Source organism: Kribbella sp. NPDC051718 (assembly GCF_040681515.1).
Taxonomy (GTDB): domain Bacteria; phylum Actinomycetota; class Actinomycetes; order Propionibacteriales; family Kribbellaceae; genus Kribbella.
The window spans coordinates 1,065,682-1,083,987 of record NZ_JBFAYZ010000001.1 but is presented as its reverse complement, the minus strand read 5'-3'; the positions used below and the strand labels follow the sequence as shown (position 1 = coordinate 1,083,987).

Annotated in this window: 19 protein-coding genes and 1 riboswitch; of the genes, 12 read left to right on the top strand and 7 right to left on the bottom strand. The window is 68.4% G+C overall.

Annotated features, from left to right (window positions below; genetic code table 11):
- The first annotated feature begins 56 nt into the window (after positions 1 to 56).
- The 5 genes from AB0M15_RS05275 (at position 57) to AB0M15_RS05255 (ending at position 5,515) form a co-directional block, all read left to right on the top strand.
- On the top strand, positions 57 to 620 hold the full coding sequence (locus tag AB0M15_RS05275; protein ID WP_363814095.1) for a helix-turn-helix domain-containing protein: 564 nt from the start codon (positions 57 to 59) through the stop codon (positions 618 to 620).
- Positions 621 to 694: 74 nt separating this feature from the next.
- The gene (locus tag AB0M15_RS05270; RefSeq protein ID WP_363814093.1) at positions 695 to 1,849 is read left to right on the top strand and encodes an FAD-binding oxidoreductase; all 1,155 of its coding nucleotides are present in this window, start codon (positions 695 to 697) and stop codon (positions 1,847 to 1,849) included.
- Complete coding sequence (locus AB0M15_RS05265) at positions 1,846 to 3,618, top strand: FAD-dependent oxidoreductase (protein WP_363814091.1); 1,773 nt, start codon at positions 1,846 to 1,848, stop codon at positions 3,616 to 3,618. Before AB0M15_RS05270 ends, AB0M15_RS05265 begins: the two co-directional genes overlap by 4 nt.
- Complete coding sequence (locus AB0M15_RS05260; protein ID WP_363814089.1) at positions 3,615 to 4,517, top strand: dihydrodipicolinate synthase family protein; 903 nt, start codon at positions 3,615 to 3,617, stop codon at positions 4,515 to 4,517. Before AB0M15_RS05265 ends, AB0M15_RS05260 begins: the two co-directional genes overlap by 4 nt.
- Positions 4,514 to 5,515 (top strand): proline racemase family protein, encoded by a 1,002-nt coding sequence (locus AB0M15_RS05255; protein ID WP_363814087.1) that lies wholly within the window; start codon positions 4,514 to 4,516, stop codon positions 5,513 to 5,515. Before AB0M15_RS05260 ends, AB0M15_RS05255 begins: the two co-directional genes overlap by 4 nt.
- On the opposite strand, the gene AB0M15_RS05250 is transcribed toward AB0M15_RS05255, so the two are convergent.
- Genes AB0M15_RS05250 through AB0M15_RS05235 form a run of 4 tightly spaced genes read right to left on the bottom strand, consistent with a single transcriptional unit; the run spans position 5,496 to position 9,012 of the window.
- Positions 5,496 to 6,329: a biotin-dependent carboxyltransferase family protein gene (locus AB0M15_RS05250; protein WP_363814085.1), complete on the bottom strand. Its 834-nt coding sequence runs from the start codon at positions 6,327 to 6,329 to the stop codon at positions 5,496 to 5,498. The genes AB0M15_RS05255 and AB0M15_RS05250 overlap by 20 nt on opposite strands.
- Positions 6,326 to 6,928 (bottom strand): allophanate hydrolase subunit 1, encoded by a 603-nt coding sequence (locus AB0M15_RS05245; RefSeq protein WP_363814083.1) that lies wholly within the window; start codon positions 6,926 to 6,928, stop codon positions 6,326 to 6,328. The genes AB0M15_RS05250 and AB0M15_RS05245 overlap by 4 nt, the downstream gene beginning before the upstream one ends.
- Positions 6,928 to 7,680, bottom strand: a complete 753-nt coding sequence (locus AB0M15_RS05240; protein WP_363814081.1) for a 5-oxoprolinase subunit PxpA — start codon at positions 7,678 to 7,680, stop codon at positions 6,928 to 6,930. Before AB0M15_RS05240 ends, AB0M15_RS05245 begins: the two co-directional genes overlap by 1 nt.
- Positions 7,681 to 7,698: 18 nt before the next feature.
- Positions 7,699 to 9,012 (bottom strand): NRAMP family divalent metal transporter, encoded by a 1,314-nt coding sequence (locus AB0M15_RS05235; protein WP_363814079.1) that lies wholly within the window; start codon positions 9,010 to 9,012, stop codon positions 7,699 to 7,701.
- Positions 9,013 to 9,165: 153 nt separating this feature from the next.
- On the opposite strand from AB0M15_RS05235, the gene AB0M15_RS05230 reads away from it, so the two are divergent.
- From AB0M15_RS05230 to AB0M15_RS05210, 5 genes are all read left to right on the top strand, one after another.
- Positions 9,166 to 9,912, top strand: a complete 747-nt coding sequence (locus AB0M15_RS05230; RefSeq protein ID WP_363814077.1) for a GntR family transcriptional regulator — start codon at positions 9,166 to 9,168, stop codon at positions 9,910 to 9,912.
- Between the two features lie 3 nt (positions 9,913 to 9,915).
- Complete coding sequence (locus tag AB0M15_RS05225) at positions 9,916 to 10,863, top strand: putative hydro-lyase (protein WP_363814075.1); 948 nt, start codon at positions 9,916 to 9,918, stop codon at positions 10,861 to 10,863.
- Positions 10,863 to 12,281 (top strand): aminopeptidase P family protein, encoded by a 1,419-nt coding sequence (locus AB0M15_RS05220; RefSeq protein WP_363814073.1) that lies wholly within the window; start codon positions 10,863 to 10,865, stop codon positions 12,279 to 12,281. Before AB0M15_RS05225 ends, AB0M15_RS05220 begins: the two co-directional genes overlap by 1 nt.
- Positions 12,282 to 12,306: 25 nt before the next feature.
- Entirely contained in the window at positions 12,307 to 12,870 is a 564-nt protein-coding gene (locus AB0M15_RS05215) for a hypothetical protein (RefSeq protein ID WP_363814072.1), read from the top strand.
- A 178-nt stretch (positions 12,871 to 13,048) separates the two neighbouring features.
- Entirely contained in the window at positions 13,049 to 13,285 is a 237-nt protein-coding gene (locus AB0M15_RS05210) for a hypothetical protein (RefSeq protein WP_363814070.1), read from the top strand.
- 58 nt (positions 13,286 to 13,343) lie between these two features.
- On the opposite strand, the gene AB0M15_RS05205 is transcribed toward AB0M15_RS05210, so the two are convergent.
- Positions 13,344 to 14,798: an alpha/beta hydrolase gene (locus AB0M15_RS05205; protein WP_363814068.1), complete on the bottom strand. Its 1,455-nt coding sequence runs from the start codon at positions 14,796 to 14,798 to the stop codon at positions 13,344 to 13,346.
- A gap of 97 nt (positions 14,799 to 14,895) precedes the next feature.
- Between AB0M15_RS05205 and AB0M15_RS05200 the strand changes: the two genes are divergently transcribed.
- Both AB0M15_RS05200 and AB0M15_RS05195 read left to right on the top strand, forming a co-directional pair.
- Positions 14,896 to 15,228: a DUF3817 domain-containing protein gene (locus AB0M15_RS05200; protein ID WP_363814067.1), complete on the top strand. Its 333-nt coding sequence runs from the start codon at positions 14,896 to 14,898 to the stop codon at positions 15,226 to 15,228.
- A gap of 69 nt (positions 15,229 to 15,297) precedes the next feature.
- A riboswitch (glycine riboswitch) is annotated at positions 15,298 to 15,390 on the top strand.
- Between the two features lie 77 nt (positions 15,391 to 15,467).
- On the top strand, positions 15,468 to 16,841 hold the full coding sequence (locus AB0M15_RS05195; RefSeq protein WP_363814065.1) for an L-serine ammonia-lyase: 1,374 nt from the start codon (positions 15,468 to 15,470) through the stop codon (positions 16,839 to 16,841).
- Here AB0M15_RS05195 and AB0M15_RS05190 read toward each other — a convergent pair.
- Positions 16,803 to 17,495: an alpha/beta fold hydrolase gene (locus AB0M15_RS05190; protein ID WP_363814063.1), complete on the bottom strand. Its 693-nt coding sequence runs from the start codon at positions 17,493 to 17,495 to the stop codon at positions 16,803 to 16,805. The two genes, AB0M15_RS05195 and AB0M15_RS05190, sit on opposite strands and share 39 nt — an antisense overlap.
- 30 nt (positions 17,496 to 17,525) lie before the next feature.
- Complete coding sequence (locus AB0M15_RS05185) at positions 17,526 to 18,224, bottom strand: SDR family NAD(P)-dependent oxidoreductase (RefSeq protein ID WP_363814061.1); 699 nt, start codon at positions 18,222 to 18,224, stop codon at positions 17,526 to 17,528.
- Positions 18,225 to 18,306: the final 82 nt, after the last annotated feature.

Genomic DNA, 18,306 nt, shown 5'->3' with positions numbered 1-18,306 from the left:
GCCGCGGTCGTTGTGGCATGCTCCGGGCTGTGTCGGGTCAAGGAGCGGGACGCGTATTGGGAGCCAACTTGCGGGCTCGGCGGGATGAGCAGGGGATCTCGCTGTCCGAGCTGGCCCGGCGGTCGGGGATCGCCAAGGGGACGCTGTCGCAGCTCGAGTCCGGGGCAGGCAATCCGACGATCGAGACGGTGTTCAGTTTGTCGAACGCCCTCGGGGTACCGGTGTCGTCGCTGCTGAACGAGCCGCCGGCGTCGGATCTGGTGCATGTGCGGTCGGCGGAGGTGGACGTGCTGAGCGGGGATGCGGTGGATCTGCGGATGCTGCGGCGGTTGGAGCATCCGGGGTCGTTGCTGGAGGTCTACGACCAGCAGATCCGGGCGGGGGCGGTGCAACGGTCGGCGGGGCATCCGGGGACGGAGCATCACGTAGTACTGGCTGGGCGGTTGCGGATCGAGGTTGGTGGGCGGCAGTTCGAGCTGGCGGCGGGGGACTACCTGGCGTTTCGGGCTCATGGGGCGCATGAGTACGAGGCGCTCGATGGGCTGGTGCGGTCGGTGCTGCTGCTGGAGTACCCGCCGGACGTGCGGCCGGTGGGGCCGGACGGGTTGCATCTGGAGTGAGAGCCGTTGACCGGGGGGCGGTAGCGGACGTACTCTCGAATCGTTCATTTTACTGAACGGTTAGCGAGGGTCGGATGGCTGAGGTCGACGTGGTGGTGGTCGGGGCGGGCATCGTGGGTGCCGCTTGCGCCGAGGCCCTGTCGGCTGCCGGTGTCCGGGTGCTCGTGCTGGATCGCGGGGCGCCGGCATCCGGTACGACGGCTGCGGGCGAGGGCAACATCCTCGTCTCCGACAAGGGGCCGGGGGCTGAGCTCGACCTGGCGATCGCGTCGCGGGCGGAGTGGCTCTCCGTGCTGGAACGGCTGCCTCGGCGGGTCGCGGATGTCGAGTGGGAGCCGAAGGGTGGGCTGGTCGTCGCGACCGGCGAGCCTGGGCCGTTGGAGGACTTCGCCGCCGCGCAACGGAGTGCTGGGGTCGACGCACGGGTGTTGAAGCCTGCGGATGCCTTCGAGTTGGAGCCGTTGCTCACTCCTGCGGTGACCGTTGCGGTGCATTATCCGGATGATGCTCAGCTGCAGCCGGTGCTTGCGGCGACGGCGTTGCTGGCCGCAGTACGGGCTCGTGGTGGTGAGGTGCGCGGTGGGGTGACGGTTCTGTCCGTACTCCGGTCCGCGGGGCGCGTGGTCGGGGTATCGACGGACGCGGGGGACTTCGCGTGTGGGGCCGTGGTGAATGCGTGCGGGCCTTGGGCTGGGGCGTTCAGTGTGTTGGCGGGTGGGCCGGTGGAGATCTTGCCTCGGCGGGGGATGATCCTGGTGACCGCGCCGCTGCCGGAATGCGTGCGGCACAAGGTTTATGACGCCGACTACGTCGGGGCTGTCGGTAGCGGGGATGCGGACCTCCAGACATCGACGGTGGTGGAGTCGACGCGGGCCGGGACCGTGCTGATCGGGTCGAGCCGGGAGCGGATCGGGTTCGACGACTCCGTGCGCGTCCGCGTGCTGCGTGAGTTGGCGAGGAAGGCCGTCGGGTTGTTCCCGTTCCTGGCTGAGGTGCCGGTGATGCGGGCGTACGGCGGGTTTCGCCCGTATGCACCGGACCACCTGCCGGTGATCGGAGCCGACCCGCGCGTCGACGGCCTGTGGCACGCCACCGGCCACGAAGGCGCCGGCATCGGCCTGGCCGCCTCGACCGGCCGCCTGATCACCGAACTGTTCCTCGACCTTGCGCCACATGTCGACCCGCTGCCGTTCCGCGTAGACCGTCCAGCCCTGCTAGGTGTCTCATGAGTCCGTACTTGAGGTCGGCCGAGGGCGACCCGGCCGAGCCGCAGCGTGGCGAGCCGATCACGATCACGATCGACGGCCAGCCGGTCAAGGCGTTGCCCGGCCAGAGCGTTGCGGCTGCGTTGATGGCCGACGGCCGCGACTCCTGGCGGCGCACCCGAGGCGGCGGCCGGGCCCGAGGTGTCTTCTGCGGTATCGGCGCCTGCTTCGACTGCCTGGTCGTCGTCAACGGCCTACCGGACGTCCGCGCCTGCCAGCGCACCGTCCGCCCCGCCGACGAGATCACCACCCACCAGGGCGCAGTACTACCGTCGCCCGGCGCCCCCCGGGGCGACTTTGTGCTCGACGTGAGTGTTTTGGAGGAGGCCAGACGCTCAGGCGGAGCACAAGGTGCCTTAGGCAACGGGGTGCAGGTGGCGCCTGTGGTGGTGGTCGGGGCTGGGCCGGCGGGGATGAGTGCGGCGGTGGCTGCGGCTGACGCTGGGAGTGCGGTGTTGCTGGTTGACGCCGGGGCGAGTGCTGGTGGGCAGTTCAATCGGCAGTTGCCTGCCGAGTTCGGGGCGAGGCGGCCAGAGAAGTTGCAGCACGGGTGGGCGACGTTTGCCCGGCTGCGGGACCGGATTTCCGCGGACCCGCAGATCACGCAGCTGACGGACACAACGGTGTGGAGCCTTGAGCGGGGCGAGGGTCGTACGAGGTTGTGGTTGCAGACGGGCGCGGCCGACTCGGCCGGGCGGCGGGTGTCAGCGGTCGAGACTCCTGCGCTGGTGCTGGCGACGGGCGCGTACGACCGGGTGCTGCCGTTCCCTGGGTGGGATCTACCGGGCGTCTACACCGCCGGCGCCGCCCAGGCACTGGCGAAAGGCCAGCGAATCAGCGTCGGCAAGCGGGTCGTGGTCGCCGGTACCGGACCGTTCCTCTTGCCCGTCGCCGAATCGCTGCTCGGTGTTGGAGCCGGAGTGGTCGCGTTGCTCGAGGCCAACAAGCCGAGCACCATCGCCCGCGGCTGGCTCACCGACCCCTCGGCCGCCGCCAGCAAGCTTGCCGAAGGGCTCGGCTATGCGGCGTTGCTGGCGCGCCACCGGATCCGGCTGCGCCACGGCCGTACAGTCATAGCCGCCCACGGCACCGACCGGGTAGAAGCCGTCACCACAGCTCGCCTGAACGCCGACTGGACCCCGATCCCGGGTACAGAAGAGCGCATAGAGGTCGACGCGGTCTGCTTGGGCTTCGGTTTCACGCCCAACCTCGAACTGGCTTTTTCGGCCCGTTGTCAGCTGATCGACGGGCCGGCGGTACTCGTGGACGAAAGCCAGCAAACCAGTACTCCTGGAGTGTGGGCCGCGGGCGAGCTGACCGGTATCGGCGGCGCCCAGTTGGCGGTGGCAGAAGGTCGCGTCGCGGGAGCTGCGGCGGCCGGGTCGCAGATGGATGGGCGAGCAGTTGCCAAGGGCAAGCGATTCGCGCGAGCGCTGGACGCTGCGTATCCGGTGCGGGACGGCTGGCTGAAGTGGAGCGGCGGCGACACCGTGGTCTGCCGATGTGAAGGGGTGTCGCGGGGGGACCTCGAAGAAACTGTCGAGGAGCGGGATGTGGGTGGGGCGCGGAGTTTGAAGCTGACGTCCCGGGCTGGGTTGGGGATGTGTCAGGGACGGGTCTGTGGGCGGAACGTTGCCGGGATCACCGGTGTGAAGGACGGGTACGGGCGGCCGATCGCGCAGCCCGTGCGGTTGGTGGATTTGGCGTCGGCGGAACAACTGGAGGATTTGTGAGCGAGAAGCTTGATGGTGTGATCGTTGCTACCGCGTTGCCGTATGCGGAGGATGCGTCGGCGCCGGCGGGGTTGCGGCCGGACTACGACAAGTATGCGGAGCATTGCCGGTGGTTGGTGGAGAACGGCTGCCGTGGGGTCGGGCCCAACGGGTCGTTGGGGGAGTACTCGTCGCTGACGGATGACGAGCGGCGGACGGTGGCGCAGATCGCGATCGATGCTGTCGGCAACGATGGGATCGTCGTGGTCGGGGTGCACGGGGCGGGGGCGCATCAGGCGCGGGCCTGGGCCGAGAAGGCGGCGGAGGATGGGGCCGATGGAGTGCTTTGTCTGCCGCCGACCATGTATCGGGCCAACCGGGGCGAGGTGATCCATCACTACACCGAGGTCGCCAAGGCGGGGTTGCCGGTGATGGTCTACAACAACCCGCATGACACGAAGGTGGATCTGACGCCTGACCTGCTGGCTGAGCTCGCGCAGATCGAGAACGTCGTGGCGGTGAAGGAGTTCACGGGCGATGTCAGAAGGATTCTGGAGATCCGCGAGCTGGCGCCGAGTCTGACTGTTGTGGCCGGTGCGGATGACCTCACGCTGGAGGCGCTGCTGATGGGAGCGACCGGGTGGTTCGCCGGGTTCCCGAATGTGTTCCCGGCCGAGTCCGTCCGGCTGTACGACCTTGCGCTCGAAGGGAAGCTCGCCGAGGCACGTGCGTTGTACGAACCGCTCGTCGCCGCGTTCCGGTGGGACTCGCGGGTCGAGTTCGTGCAGGCGATCAAGTACGGGATGGACTACGTCGGCCGGTACGGCGGTCCCTGCCGTCCGCCGCGCGGTCCGCTCGTACCGGAGCATCTCGCGCAGTTGGAGCAGGACATGAAGAAGGCCGTGGAGTCGCTGGTATGAGGTCGATCCGGACCCTGAGCGCGATCGACTCGCACACCGAGGGGATGCCGACACGGGTGATCACCGGCGGCGTCGGCGTCATCCCCGGTGCGACGATGGCCGAGCGGCGCGAGTACTTCATGGCTCACGACGACGACCTTCGGTTGTTCCTGATGAACGAGCCACGCGGGCACTCGGCGATGAGCGGCGCGATCCTGCAACCGCCGACCCGGCCGGACGCGGACTGGGGCGTGCTCTACATCGAGGTGTCCGGCTGCCTGCCGATGTGCGGGCACGGGACCATCGGCGTCGCCACGGTGCTGGTCGAGTCGGGCATGGTGAAGGTGACCGAGCCGCTGACCCAGGTACGGCTGGATACGCCGGCCGGGCTCGTAGTGGCAGATGTTGCTGTGCGCAACGGCCGGGCCGAGCACGTGACGATTCAGAACGTACCGGCGTACTCGCATGCGCTTGATGCGACGGTGAAGGTGGATGGGCTCGGTGAGGTGACCTACGACCTCGCGTACGGCGGCAACTTCTACGCGATCCTGCCGCTCGAGCAGCTCGGCATCCCGTTCGACCGGTCGGAGAAGGACCGGATCCTGCAGGCGGGGCTGGACATCATGGACGCGATCAACGCGACCGACCGGCCGGTGCATCCGCTGGATCCGTCGATCAACGATTGCAAGCATGTGCAGTTCACTGCGCCCGGTACCGATGGTGCCGACTCCCGCAATGCGATGGCGATTCACCCGGGGTGGTTCGATCGGTCGCCTTGCGGGACCGGTACCTGCGCGCGGATGGCGCAGTTGCATGCCCGCGGCGAGCTGGGGCTGGGGCAGGACTACGTCAACGAGTCGTTCATCGGTACTCGCTTCACCGGCCGGCTGCTGGAGGAGACGACGGTCGGCGACCGGCCTGCCGTAGTACCGACTGTCACTGGCCGAGCCTGGATCACCGGGATGGGGCAGTATCTGCTCGATCCGACTGACCCGTTCCCTACTGGCTTCGTGTTGTGAAACGGAGGGGTTGGCCGGGGCGGACTTGGGCGCAGAGGTCGAGGTCGGCGGTCGCTACGTAGGCGATGACGGGGTAGCCACCGGTGACGGGGTGGTCGGCGAGGAAGATGACGGGCAGGCCGGAGGGCGGGACCTGGATGGCGCCCAAGGCCATGCCCTCGCTGGGGAGTTCGCCCTCACGCCGGCGCACTAGTGGAGTCCCGTCGAGGCGTACGCCGATGCGGTTGCTGTTGCTGCTGACGGTGTAGGCCTGCCCTCGCAATGCCTCCGGGGCGAACCAATCCGCTCGCGGCCCAGGAGTCACCCGAACTACGACCTCGCCCGCCGCCGGATCGGCTACTGCGGCCAGATCGACGCCAGGCATCGCCCCTTGCTCGGTGCCGATGGGTAGCACATCACCGGCACGCAAAGGCGCTGGGCCGAGACCGGACAGCAGGTCGGTTGCTCGTGACCCGAGGACGGACGGGACGGCGATACCGCCTCTGACGGCGACATAGGTACGCAGTCCGCTGCGCGGCGCACCAAGCCGCAGGACTTCGCCTTCCCGCAGGGTGGTGGGTGCGTTGAGAGGCGCGCCGGCGCAGGGTGCACCGGTTGCGGCGATGACGACCTCAGCCTCGGCGCGCAGGGCGAGCCCACCGAAGGTCACCTCGATCACGGCGGCGCCCGGCTTGTTGCCGACCAGCCGATTGGCCAACTCGTACGACCGCTGGTCACAGGCCCCCGACCGCGGCACCCCCAACGCCGCCAGCCCGACCCGCCCCCGATCCTGAATAGTTGCCAGAGGCCCCGTTTCCAGTACTGCCAAGGTCATCGGCTGCTCACGAAGCGGACGCGGCGGCCGGGGTGGAACAACGCTGCGGGGTCGCGGTCCTGGTCGAAGATCTTCAGCTCTGTGTGGCCGATCAACTGCCAGCCACCGGGGGATTCCCGGGGGTAGACGCCGCTGAACTCGCCGGCCAGGGCTACGGCGCCGGTGGGTACCTTGGTGCGAGGGGATTGGCGGCGGGGGATGTCCCAGGTAGTGGTGCCGGTGAGGTAACCGAAGCCGGGGGAGAAGCCGCAGAAGGCTACCGTCCAGTCTTCGGTGGTATGGCGTTTGATGACGTCGTCGATGGAGCAGTCGAGGTGGGCGGCGACGTCTGCGAGGTCTTCGCCGTCGTAGCTGACCGGGATCTCGAGGAGGTCGCCGCCGGTGTGACCACCAGCGACCGGCTGGACTGTGCGGAGTAGCCGAGTCAGAGCGTCGAGGTCGGTGCCATCGGTGGTGAGCAGGACGGTTCGGGCGGCGGGGACGATGTCGATGACGCCTGGGGGAGGCGAGTCGGACAAAGCAGCGTAGTAACCGAGGACCTGGTCGAGATCGTCGAGCTCGACGAGTACTGCGCGGTCGCCCGCCGGCAGGATCCGCATCAGCGGCTGAACGGGGTCAGCGTGACGCCCGCTCCCTCCAGCGCCTTGCGGACCTGCTGCGCGATCGCGACCGCGCCCGGGGTGTCTCCGTGCACGCAGATCGACGCCGGCGACAGGCTCAGCAAGCCACCCGCACTGTCCTCGATCACCCCACCCGTCGCCATCGCAGTACAGCGGGCTGCGATCTCCGCGCCATCGTGCAGCACCGAGCCGGGCTCACGCCGCGACACCAACGTCCCGGAAGGTGTGTAGGCGCGATCGGCGAAAGCCTCGTGGACCACGGTCAGCCCGGCGTCGGCGGCGAGCCGAAGCCAGGCTGACCCAGGCAGACCGAGCACCGGCAGCGACGGGTCGTAGTCGACGATCGCGCCGACCACGGCCGCCGCCTGCTCTTCGTGCGTACCGATCGTGTTGTAGAGCGCCCCGTGCGGTTTCACGTACCGGACGCGATCGCCCGCGATCCGGGCGAACGCGTCCAGGGCGCCGAGCTGATAGACGACCTCGTCACGCAGTACGGCGGGTTCGATGTCGAGGAAGCGGCGGCCGAAGCCGGGCTTGTCGGCGTACCCGACGTGGGCACCGATCGCGACGCCCCGCTCGACCGCCTGGCCGGTCACCCGGCGCATGATCGACGGATCGCCGGCGTGGAAGCCGCAGGCGACGTTGGCGCTGGTGACGACGTCGAGCAACGCACTGTCGTCGCCCATCGTCCACGAGCCGAAGCCTTCACCGAGATCGGCATTGAGGTCCATCACGCAACTCCTGACCGACTAGCTGAACAGTTCGAACACGGGCTTCACGGACCGGACGGCCAGGTAGATGGTCAGCAACCAGGCCGCGCCGCCGAGTGCGAGGAGCCATCGTGGGTACGAGTACCCACGCAGCAGATCCTTGCGCTGCCACGCCACCCAGAGAAGCACACCGATGCCGACCGGCAGCAGCAACCCGTTGAAGGCGCCCGCGAAGACCAGCAACTGCGTCGGCGCGGTCCCGACGGACAGGAAGATCACCGTGCTGACCGCGATGAACCCGACCACCAGGATGGTCCGGGTCTTGTCCGTCGTCTTCGTCCGCGACGTCACGAAGGTGACGGTCGTGTACGACGCGCCGATCACGCTGGTGATCGCGGCCGCCCAGAGCACCACCCCGAACGCCCGCAACCCGAACTCGCCCGCCGCGTGCTGGAAGGCCGAGGCGGCCGGGTTCTTCGGGTCCAGCGCGGTACCGCCCGCGACGACACCGAGCACCGCCAGGAACAGCACGATCCGCATCACGCCGGTGATCAGGATGCCGGTGATCGACCCGCGGCTGATGTCGCGGATGTGCTGCGGGCCGGACACCCCTGAGTCGAGCAGCCGGTGCGCACCGGCGTACACGATGTAGCCGCCGATCGTGCCGCCGATCAGCGTGGTGATGGACAGGAACTGGATCTGGTCGGGCAGTACGACGTTCTTCAGCGCCGTACCGATCGGTGGGCCGGAGGTGATCGCGATGTACGTGGTCAGCAGGATCATCAGCGCGCCGAGGACCAGGACGACCCGGTCCATCGCGAGGCCGGCCCGTTTGGACAAGAAGATGCCGATGGCGATCAGGGCGGAGAGCGCGCCGCCGATCTTCGGATCCAGCCCGAGCATCGCGTCCAGGCCGAGCCCGGTGCCGGAGACGTTGCCGATGTTGAAGACCAGGCCGCCGATGAACAGCAGCGCGGCCATCACATAGCCGAGGCCGGGGACGACCAGGTTGCCGAGCTCCTGGGCCCGCCGGCCGGAGACGCCGATCACCCGCCACACGTTCAGCTGCAGCGCGATGTCGACCAGGATCGAGACGGCGATCGCGAACGCGAACGCGGCGCCGAGGGAGACCGTGAAGGTGGTCGTCTGGGTGATGAACCCGGGGCCGATGGCCGAGGTGGCCATCAGGAACATCGCGCCGATCAAGGTCGACTTGGTGCTCGCCTTCATCGCGGTGTCGGGGGTCTTCTTGCCCGCGGCCGGCGGCAACTGCCGGCCGGACGAATGGCCTGTACTGCGGGTCGGCTGGCGCCGGGCCGGCTTGGAGAGGGGCTTGGTCGGGGGTTTCGACATGGCGGTGGCTCCTGGATCGTCAGAAAGCTGTCGGTCGGATCTCCTGCAGACGGTCGGTAGGTGGTTGAACGCCTTGAGTGACTTTGAGAGTAGGGATTGTTGAACAATCCTGCAAGAGGATCGTTGAGTCAAAACTTCCCATGGTGGCTCGACGTGAGCGATGATGCTGAGATGGTGATCAGTCAGCGCAGCGACGACGAGGGTCGGCAGGCCTGGTTGCGCGGGGTCGCGGCGGACGTCGCGCGGCAGGACCGGAGCAGCTCGGCCGAGCGCGCGGCGGACATCCTCCGGCGCAGCATCACCGAGGGTGCCCTCCGCCCGGGCGCCCAGCTGTCGGAGGTCGAGCTGACCGAGGTCCTCGACGTCAGCCGGAACACGCTGCGCGAGGCCTTCCGGCTGCTCACCCACGAGGGCCTGCTGGTCTACAAGCTGCACCGTGGTGTGTTCGTGCCCGAGCTGGACGAGCAGGACGTGGTCGACCTGTACCGGCTCCGCCGGGTCCTCGAGGTCGACGTCGTCCGGGAGCTGGCAGACCGCCCGACGGAGCTTCCCGAGGAGCGACTCGAGCCACTCGAGGCCGACGTCGAGCTGGCGGAGGCCGCCGCGCTCGACGGACGCTGGGCCGCGGTCGGTACGGCGAACATGCGCTTCCACCGGCATCTCATCGGCCTCGCCGACAGCCACCGGCTCGACGAGATCACCGGTCGGCTGCTCGCCGAGCTCCGCCTGCTCTTCCACGTCATCGCGACGCCGCAGGAGCTGCACGAGCCCTACATCGCCCGCAACCGGGGCATCCTCGAGCTGCTGCGCGAGCGGAAGTACGAGCAAGCCGCCGACGACCTCCAGGTCTACCTGCTCGACTCCGAGCAAGGCCTCCTGAAAGCCTTCGAAGCGAGGTAACGCATGCTGACCCCGGCCGACGCACGAGCGCAGTACCGGGGCGGGCTGATCGCGCCGACCTCCGGCCACGCGCCTGGCTTCACCCAAGCGAACCTCGTCGTACTGCCGCGCGACTGGGCGTACGACATGCTGCTGTTCGGCCAGCGCAACCCCCAGCCGGTGCCGCTGCTCGATGTCACCGACGCGGGCTCGACCAGAACGGTCCTGGCGCCGGGCGCTGACCTGCGCACCGACCTCCCGAAGTACCGGGTGTGGCGGGACGGGGAGCTGGCCGACGAGCCTGCCGACGTGGTCGAGCTGTGGCGGGACGACCTGGTGAGCTTCCTGATCGGGTGCAGCTTCAGCTTCGAGCAGGCGCTGCTCGACGCGGGCGTGCCGGTGCGAAACCTCGAGCAGGAACGCAATGTGTCGATGTACCGGACCAACCGCGACTGCCGTCCGGCGGGACGACTGAGCGGGCCGTTGGTGGTCTCGATGCGCCCGATTCCGGCGGCGTTGGTGGCGACCGCGGTGCAGGTGACAGCGCGGATGCCGAGGGTCCACGGAGCTCCTGTGCATGTGGGTTCCCCCGAGGCACTGGGCATCGCAGACCCGGCGCGACCTGACTTCGGGGATCCGGTGGAGGCCGAGCCGGGTGATGTTCCGGTGTATTGGGCTTGCGGAGTGACACCCCAAGCTGCGTTGATGGATGCGTGCCCTGCGTCGGGGGATTCCTCGGCGCTTGCGGCGCCCAGGCACGCACCTCGCGGCACGGGAGGACCATCCACGATGCTCCGCATCGAGGACGCCCCTCCCGCACCACGATGCACGCACCTGGACACCGCAATCACTCGAGCAATCCCCGACGCAGGGCACTCGGCCCCCGTTTGCGATCACCCACGCCCCTGGGCACATGTTCGTGACCGACGTGCCGGATGCCGTTTGTCGCGAGCCCTGAGGGGGAGCAGTTGATGAATGAAGACCGGACCGAAGAGCAGCGGAAGTCCTACCAGCCGAGGGACGCAGCCGGGTTCCGGGCGTCGATCGCACGGGACTGGGGGCCGGTCGACCGGTCGGTGGTGTTGCCGGACGGGCTGGCCGAGGCGGCCGCCGAGCACCGGCAGAAGCTGCGTGCCGCGCTGCCGGGGCGCCGGATCGCGGTCGCCGCCGGGCGCGCGCCGGTGCGGTCGAACGACACCGACTACCGGTTCCGGGCGGACAGCGACTTCGTCTGGCTGACCGGTTGTCAGGCCGAGGGCTCGGTGCTGGTCATCTCCGGTGACGGCGACGCGACGCTTTATCTGCGCGAGACGGCTGGGCCGGGTGAGATGGACTTCTTCGCGAATGCGCGCGACGGGGAGCTGTGGATCGGGCCGGTACCAGGGCTGAAGGACTGGTCAGAGGCGTTGCAGCTGCCGTGCCGGCCCATTGAGGAGCTGCCTTCGGCCGTGCGCGGCGCAGTACCGGCGATGTTGACGACGTACGGCGTGGAGCCGTTGCTGGACGCCTTCGTCGGCGGCGGCGGCACGCAGGAGCTGCGGCAGGTGCTGGCCGAGCTGCGGCGGATCAAGGACGACTGGGAGCTCGACCAACTGCGCCAGGCGGTCGCCGCGAGTGTGCAGGCGTTCGGTGATGTGGCGCGCGAGCTGCCCGAGGCGGTTCGGGGCGGTGGCGAGCGGTGGTTGGAGGGCACCTTCGACCGGCGCGCGCGGACTGCGGGCAACGGGCCGGGCTATGCGTCGATCGTTGCTGCTGGCAACCATGGGCCGGTGCTGCACTGGGTCCGCAACGACGGCGCCGTTCGCGAGGGGGACGTCATCCTGCTCGACGCCGGGGTGGAGACGCGGACGCTCTATACAGCCGATGTGACCAGGACGTTCCCGGTGACCGGCGAGTACACGCCGGCCCAGCGGCAGGTGCACGACCTGGTCCACAAGGCGCAGGTCGCCGCGCTGGCAGCGGTTCGCCCGGGTGCGCCGTACCGGGCCTTCCAGTACGAGGCGATGCGGGTGCTGATCGAGGGCCTGCAGGACTGGGGTGTTCTGGACGTCTCGATGGACGAGGCGCTCGGGCCGGACGGGCAGCAGCACCGCCGGTACGTCGTCTGCGGGCTCGGCCACTACATCGGCCTCGACGTCCACGACTGCGACGCGGCCCGCCCGGAGACGTACTTCGCCGCAGACCTCGACGTCGGCATGGCGCTGGCTGTCGAGCCGGGTCTCTACTTCCACCCCAACGACGAGACCATCCCGCCCGAGTTGCGCGGCATCGGCATCCGGATCGAGGACAACGTGGTCGTCCACTCCGACCGCCTCGAGATCCTCACCGAAGCCCTCCCGATCACCACCGACGGCCTGGAGGCGTGGACACGCGGTCATCTCCCACAGTGACCTCGGCGGTGCGTACCGTCAGGACATGAAGCTGATCGGCTGGGGGATGCTCGTCGTCCTGGTGGACTTCCGCTACGGGAACGTCGACGTCGTCGTCGACCTGGTCGGTTGGCTCATGCTGTACTTCGGGCTGCGCCGCCTCTGGCGACTCGACAACGCCTTCCGAGTGGCCTGCGGCTTCGCCTTCGTCGGCGCCGTCGCCTCCTTGCCCGAACTGTTCCCGCTCTTCGGCGGTGCGGTCGGGGTCGGTGGCGAGCTCCGGCTAGCGGTGCTGATCGTCGTCGGCGGGATGGTGATCATCCTGACCTGCACCGGATTGATGCGGGTGGCCGACCAGGCCGGCGATCACTCGTTGGAGCAGCGGGCGCGCTGGTTACGGGGCGTGGAGGCGGTCTCGGTGGTGCTGAGTCTGCTGATCGGGCCGCGGCAGATCGTGGTGTCGGGCGGCGATCGGATGGGCGATGTCGTCGGCCTGCTGAGCTTCCTGTCGCTCGGGCTGGCGTTCGTGGCAGTGGTGTGGTTCGTGGTGCTGGTGTTCTCGCAGAACGTGGTCGGATCGCCCACTGAGCGTAGTCAAGCAATCACTTAAAATAATTTGGTCACGAGTAGTAACGCCGGGCCGTCCAGCACGATGTAAGGAGCGGGGGAGGGTCAATCTCGGCCCGGTGCGCGGTAGTGGGGGGCCGCGGCTGCGCACCGGCCGAGCTGGCCCCGGCTGGGAACCCGGGGGGGATCCCAGGGATTTACGGTTCGGGGGGATTTTCGTGATGAACCTGCGAGTGCGGGTGGTGCACTGCACCTGCGCCGGCGACCAGCACTGGTTCGCCGACATCGACGACACGGACGACCCGCAGCCCGACGATCCGTACTGGTTCGTCGACCGCTGCAGGTCCCAGGCCGAGGCTCTCGAGCGCGCTTGCGCCCGACTGCTCGAGCTGTCCACCGATGCGCTCCGCAGCGGATCGCTGATCCGCGTCCAGGAAGCGCATCTGGTCTCAGTCTGACCGCCGGTTGGGAACAACGGTGGGTCTCCTCGCCATGCCCGGCGAGGAGACCCGTCGTTCAGTTCGCCGGCGGTACCGCCGGACAGGCCGTGCCGCGTCGCGGAACGGTCAGTGCGATCAGGTAGTTGTCGATTGCTTGCCCAACGCAAGGACTCTTGTTGTAGCTGCCGTGTCCCCAACCTTCGTACGTGAGCAGCACACCCTGCTTGCCGAACTGACGCGCGACACTGGTCGCCCAGCTGTAGCCGGTGGCCGGATCGTGGAGCGCGTTCGCGAGCAGAGCCGGAGTCTTCAGGCCGCGAATCTTCAAGTCCTGCTGGGGATTCACGGCCTTCGGCAATCCGAGGCAGTTGGTCACCGCGAGCAGTGTCGGCGGGATCTTCAGGTCCGGATTGTTCCGCGCCAGCCGTCGTAGATGCGCCGAGAACTCGCCGTACGTGCGAACCGGCAAGCTGAGATCCCGGCAGAACGGTGCGAGCGTGTTGGGTGCCAGCCCGGTCGGTACCGGCGGTTCGCCCGTCGGCGGCGGGCTCGTCTCGAGCCGCTTCAACAGGTCGGCCAGTGCGGCCCACTGCGGGTCGTAGAGCATCCGGAACACCCCGAAGGTCAGCGTGAACGGCGTCGCCTTCACGCTCGCCTGACGCGGATCGGGTAACTCACCGCGACCAGCCCGGGCGACCAGGTCCGCCCACAGCGCGTGGATGTCGCGCCCGTGCAGCGAGCACGTTGTCGTCTTGGCGCACCAGTTCACGAACTCGGTGAACGAGTCCTGAGCCGTCGCCGCTTGAGCGTCGAGGAACTCGCCGGTCGTCGAGTCGCCGTGGTCGAAGATGCTCTCCAGGACCAGCGCACGCAGGCGATGCGGGTACCTCTCGGCGTACAGCTCACCGAGCAACGTCCCGTACGAGCTGCCATGGAAGCTGATCCTGGTCTCACCCAGTGCCGCGCGGATCGCGTCGACGTCGTGGACCGTCTGCAGGGTGTCGATGTGGTCGTAGACCGGTCCGGTGTGCGCGCGGCAGTCCTGGTCCAGCTCACGGTTGTAGCGGATCGTCCGGTCGAACTCGGCGCGGCTGCCGATCTGGGGCGAGGGCTGCTTGGCGAGCAACGCGGCCGAGCAGACGACCGGGTTGCTGCGGGCGATCCCGCGGGGATCGAAGCTGACGATGTCGAACTTGTCTTCCAGTGCGTCGCTGAACCGGCTCATCCCGGTCCGGATCCGGTCGACGCCGGAGTCGCCGGGGCCGCCCGGGCCGAACACCAGCGTGCCGATCGGGTCTTCAGTAGTACGCCGGGCGACAGCCAGGCCAAAGGTAGGTCCGTCCGGGTGGTTCCAGTCCACCGGGACCTGCAGGGTCGCGCATTCGGAGCCGGCGACGACGTTGGGATCTTCTTTCGGTTTGACCTCGCACTTCGACCACTGCAAGGTCTTGGACTCTACGGCCGTTGCCGGTATCGCAGTCAGGCCGGCGAAGACGACGCCGGCGACCGCACCCCAGGTGATGAGCTTCATCCCCCGATCCTCGGCAAACGCCTTCCCTCGCACATCCGGGGCGACCCGGGCCCGAACCCCTGGCCTGCTTGGGGGACTTGTTAGGGTCATTGACCTGATGACTGAGACGACGACCGCTGTTGACGCCCCAGCCGGATCGAAGCACGCGACGGTCTTCCGGGCGGTGGCGATCGCCGAGGCGATCTCCTGGACCGGGCTGCTGATCGGCATGCTGTTCAAGTACGTGCTGTCCGACAACGAGATCGGCGTGAAGATCTTCGGGCCGGTGCACGGCACGATCTTCATCGCCTACGTGATCACGGTGCTCGCGGTCCGCAAACAGCTGCGCTGGACCGTACCGGTCACGCTGGCCGCCCTCGCCGCCAGCATCCCGCCGCTGTTCACCTGGTTCTTCGAGCTCTGGGCGCAGCGCACCAACCGGCTGTCCTGAGTTCACCCGCCATCGGATTGACGCATGGCGTCGGTCCGCCGTACCGTCGCGGTGAAATCAGCAGCCGCATGAACCCGTGCGGGAGAGACCCGGGCCTGACCCGGGCGCCGTAGGAGCAACTCTCCCCAAGAATCTCTCAGGCACCTTCACCGTGCGGGCGAGGCACCTCTGGAAGGCACACTGCCTGACAGAGCGGGGAGGCATACCAATCGGTCAATGACGACCAGGAGGCCTCCAGCATGGCGATCAGCGTGTTCGACCTGTTCAGTATCGGGATCGGTCCGTCGAGCTCCCACACCGTGGGACCGATGCGAGCCGCCCGTACCTTCGCACTCGGCCTGGCCGCGGACGGGTTGCTCGACCGTACGACGGCCGTCGAGTCGCAACTCTTCGGCTCCCTCGGCGCCACCGGCCACGGGCACGGCAGCAACAAGGCGGTCATCCTCGGGCTGGAGGGTGAGGACCCGGAGACGGTCGACACCCGCTCGGTGGAGAGCCGGGTCGCCGCGATCCGGGCGGCCGGGCGGCTCCGGCTCGCCGGGCAGCGGGAGATCGTCTTCGACGAGGACAACCAGCTGATCATGCACCGGCGCAAGGCGCTGCCGTACCACCCGAACGGGATGACCTTCGTAGCCCGGGCCGCCGACGGAACCTGTCTGCGGGAGCGGACATACTACTCGGTCGGCGGCGGTTTCGTCGTCGACGAGAACGCGGCGGCCGGTGACCGGATCGTCGCGGACCGTACGCCGCTCAAGTACCCGTTCCTGTCCGGCAACGAGCTGCTCGTCCGCTGCCAGGAGTCGGGCCTGCCGATCAGCGAGGTGATGCTCGCCAACGAGCTGGCCTGGCGGACCGAGCCCGAGATCCGCGAGGGGCTGCTGCACATCTGGCAGGTGATGCAGGACTGTGTCGACGAGGGCTGTGAAACCGAGGGCACGCTGCCGGGCGGGCTGAAGGTGCCGCGCCGGGCGGCCGCGCTGCACAAGAAGCTCAGCGGCGACAAGTGGTCGGTCGATCCGCTGAAGGTGATGGACTGGGTCAACCTGTTCGCGCTCGCGGTGAACGAGCAGAACGCGTCCGGCGGCCGGATCGTCACCGCGCCGACGAACGGCGCCGCGGGGATCATCCCGGCCGTGCTGCACTACTACCGTCGATTCGTGCCGGGGGCGTCGGAAGACGGTGTGGTCCGGTTCCTGCTGGCGGCTGCGGCGATCGGCGTTCTGTACAAGGAGAACGCGTCGATCTCCGGTGCCGAGGTCGGCTGCCAGGGCGAGGTCGGTTCGGCCTGTTCGATGGCGGCGGCCGGGCTGTGCGAAGTACTGGGTGGAACTCCGGAGCAGGTCGAGAACGCGGCCGAGATCGCGATGGAGCACAACCTCGGGCTGACCTGCGACCCGGTCGGCGGGCTGGTTCAGATCCCCTGTATCGAGCGCAACGCGATGGCGTCGATGAAGGCGATCAACGCCGCCCGGATGGCGATGCACGGCGACGGCGTGCACGTCGTCTCGCTCGACAAGGTGATCAAGACGATGCGCGAGACCGGCGCGGACATGAAGATCAAGTACAAGGAGACCTCACGAGGCGGCCTGGCCGTGAACGTGATCGAGTGCTGACGGATCCTCCACATGCGCGTTGTGCCCCAGCCCGCTGAGCGTCACAACCTGTCCGCTCAGCGCGGCCAGCTCGGCATCGGTGTTCATCGGATCCAACTCACCCCGAGCCAGTACTACCTCCGCCTGACTCGCGGCTAGCAGCTTGGCCATGTCCGGTGCACCGACGCCCCAGGTCCCCGGATCCATCGCCAGCCGCCACCGCCCGTCGACCTGTTTGATCCCATGCTCGACCGCGCTGCTGTCCGGCTCAACCAGCCCTTGCAACCCAGAAACCTTGAGAAACCGGGCAGCCGCCTCCTCGCGACTCTCGAACCACCCGATCGGCTTCTGTGCCAGGGCCCCCGCCCGCCCCAGATCATCCGCCGACCAGCTCACCTTCACCCCCAACGCGACAACCCGATTCACCTGCACGTCGTACCGTCCACTGGCGAGCTCCAGCGCAATCACGCCCCCCAGCGAATGCCCCACAACCACCAACCCACTCCGCACCGGCAGCGTCACGGCGATGCAGGCGGCCATCGACTCGAACGTGTACCGCGGCAGACTCTCCGCGCTCCCGTGCCCCGGCAGATCCGGCGCCACCCGCGGCTGCGGCCACCCGTCCCAAACCCGACCGTTGGCTCCCAGTCCATGCAGCAACACGAGCGATGACATGCGGGCCAGGCTCTCAGAAACCGGCCGCTGTCACCAGGGGACGAGGCCGGCGTTGCGTTGGTACGTGGCGGTGGGGCCGGTTTTGTCGATGGTGGCCAGGCGGATGATGCTGGCGGCGCCTTCGGGGATGGATTGGTGGCCTCGGTGGGCGTTGAAGTCGGTGGCGGTGTAGCCGGGGTCTACTGCGTTGATGCGCATTTCGGGGTGCAGGTGGGCGTACTGGGCGGTGAGCATGTTGAGGGCGGCCTTGGAGGAGCTGTAGATCGGAGCCGGGATCCAGGCGGCCTCGCGAGCGGTGGGGTCGGCGGCCATGGTGATGGAGCCGAGGCCGGAGCTCACGTTGACGACGACCGGGTTTTCGCTTGCCTTGAGCAACGGGAGGAAGGCGTTGAGGACCCGGAAGGCGCCGAAGACGTTGACGTTGTAGACGGCCTGGAAGTCGTCGGCGGTCAGCTCGTCGGCGGGCTTGAAGGGGCCGGGGACGCCGGCGTTGTTGACCAGTACGTCGAGCTGGCCGACCTCCTCCTGGATCTGCTTGACGGCGTTCTGGACGGACTCGTCGTCGGTCACCTCCAGCTGGACGAAGCGGGCGCCGAGTTCGTCGGCGGCTTTGCGGCCGCGCTCGGGGTCGCGCGCACCGACGTACACGGTGTGGCCGAGGGCAACCAGTTGACGGGCTGTTTCGTAGCCGAGGCTCTTGTTGGCCCCGGTGATGAGTGTCGTGGTCATGGCTCCAATCTCGTCGGCGGACGGGGGTACAGGTAGTGCACGCTTTGTCCTGGGGATTGGCAGTACCCAGGCTGAAGTGGGC

Coding starts and splice junctions, on each gene's coding strand:
- AB0M15_RS05195 (WP_363814065.1), top strand. CDS start 15,468: ATGGCGATCAGCGTGTTCGACCTGTTCAGTATCGGGATCGGTCCGTCG.
- AB0M15_RS05265 (WP_363814091.1), top strand. CDS start 1,846: ATGAGTCCGTACTTGAGGTCGGCCGAGGGCGACCCGGCCGAGCCGCAG.
- AB0M15_RS05185 (WP_363814061.1), bottom strand. CDS start 18,224: ATGACCACGACACTCATCACCGGGGCCAACAAGAGCCTCGGCTACGAA.
- AB0M15_RS05225 (WP_363814075.1), top strand. CDS start 9,916: ATGCTGACCCCGGCCGACGCACGAGCGCAGTACCGGGGCGGGCTGATC.
- AB0M15_RS05215 (WP_363814072.1), top strand. CDS start 12,307: ATGAAGCTGATCGGCTGGGGGATGCTCGTCGTCCTGGTGGACTTCCGC.
- AB0M15_RS05200 (WP_363814067.1), top strand. CDS start 14,896: ATGACTGAGACGACGACCGCTGTTGACGCCCCAGCCGGATCGAAGCAC.
- AB0M15_RS05270 (WP_363814093.1), top strand. CDS start 695: ATGGCTGAGGTCGACGTGGTGGTGGTCGGGGCGGGCATCGTGGGTGCC.
- AB0M15_RS05245 (WP_363814083.1), bottom strand. CDS start 6,928: ATGCGGATCCTGCCGGCGGGCGACCGCGCAGTACTCGTCGAGCTCGAC.
- AB0M15_RS05205 (WP_363814068.1), bottom strand. CDS start 14,798: ATGAAGCTCATCACCTGGGGTGCGGTCGCCGGCGTCGTCTTCGCCGGC.
- AB0M15_RS05255 (WP_363814087.1), top strand. CDS start 4,514: ATGAGGTCGATCCGGACCCTGAGCGCGATCGACTCGCACACCGAGGGG.
- AB0M15_RS05190 (WP_363814063.1), bottom strand. CDS start 17,495: ATGTCATCGCTCGTGTTGCTGCATGGACTGGGAGCCAACGGTCGGGTT.
- AB0M15_RS05235 (WP_363814079.1), bottom strand. CDS start 9,012: ATGTCGAAACCCCCGACCAAGCCCCTCTCCAAGCCGGCCCGGCGCCAG.
- AB0M15_RS05220 (WP_363814073.1), top strand. CDS start 10,863: ATGAATGAAGACCGGACCGAAGAGCAGCGGAAGTCCTACCAGCCGAGG.
- AB0M15_RS05210 (WP_363814070.1), top strand. CDS start 13,049: ATGAACCTGCGAGTGCGGGTGGTGCACTGCACCTGCGCCGGCGACCAG.
- AB0M15_RS05240 (WP_363814081.1), bottom strand. CDS start 7,680: ATGGACCTCAATGCCGATCTCGGTGAAGGCTTCGGCTCGTGGACGATG.
- AB0M15_RS05250 (WP_363814085.1), bottom strand. CDS start 6,329: ATGACCTTGGCAGTACTGGAAACGGGGCCTCTGGCAACTATTCAGGAT.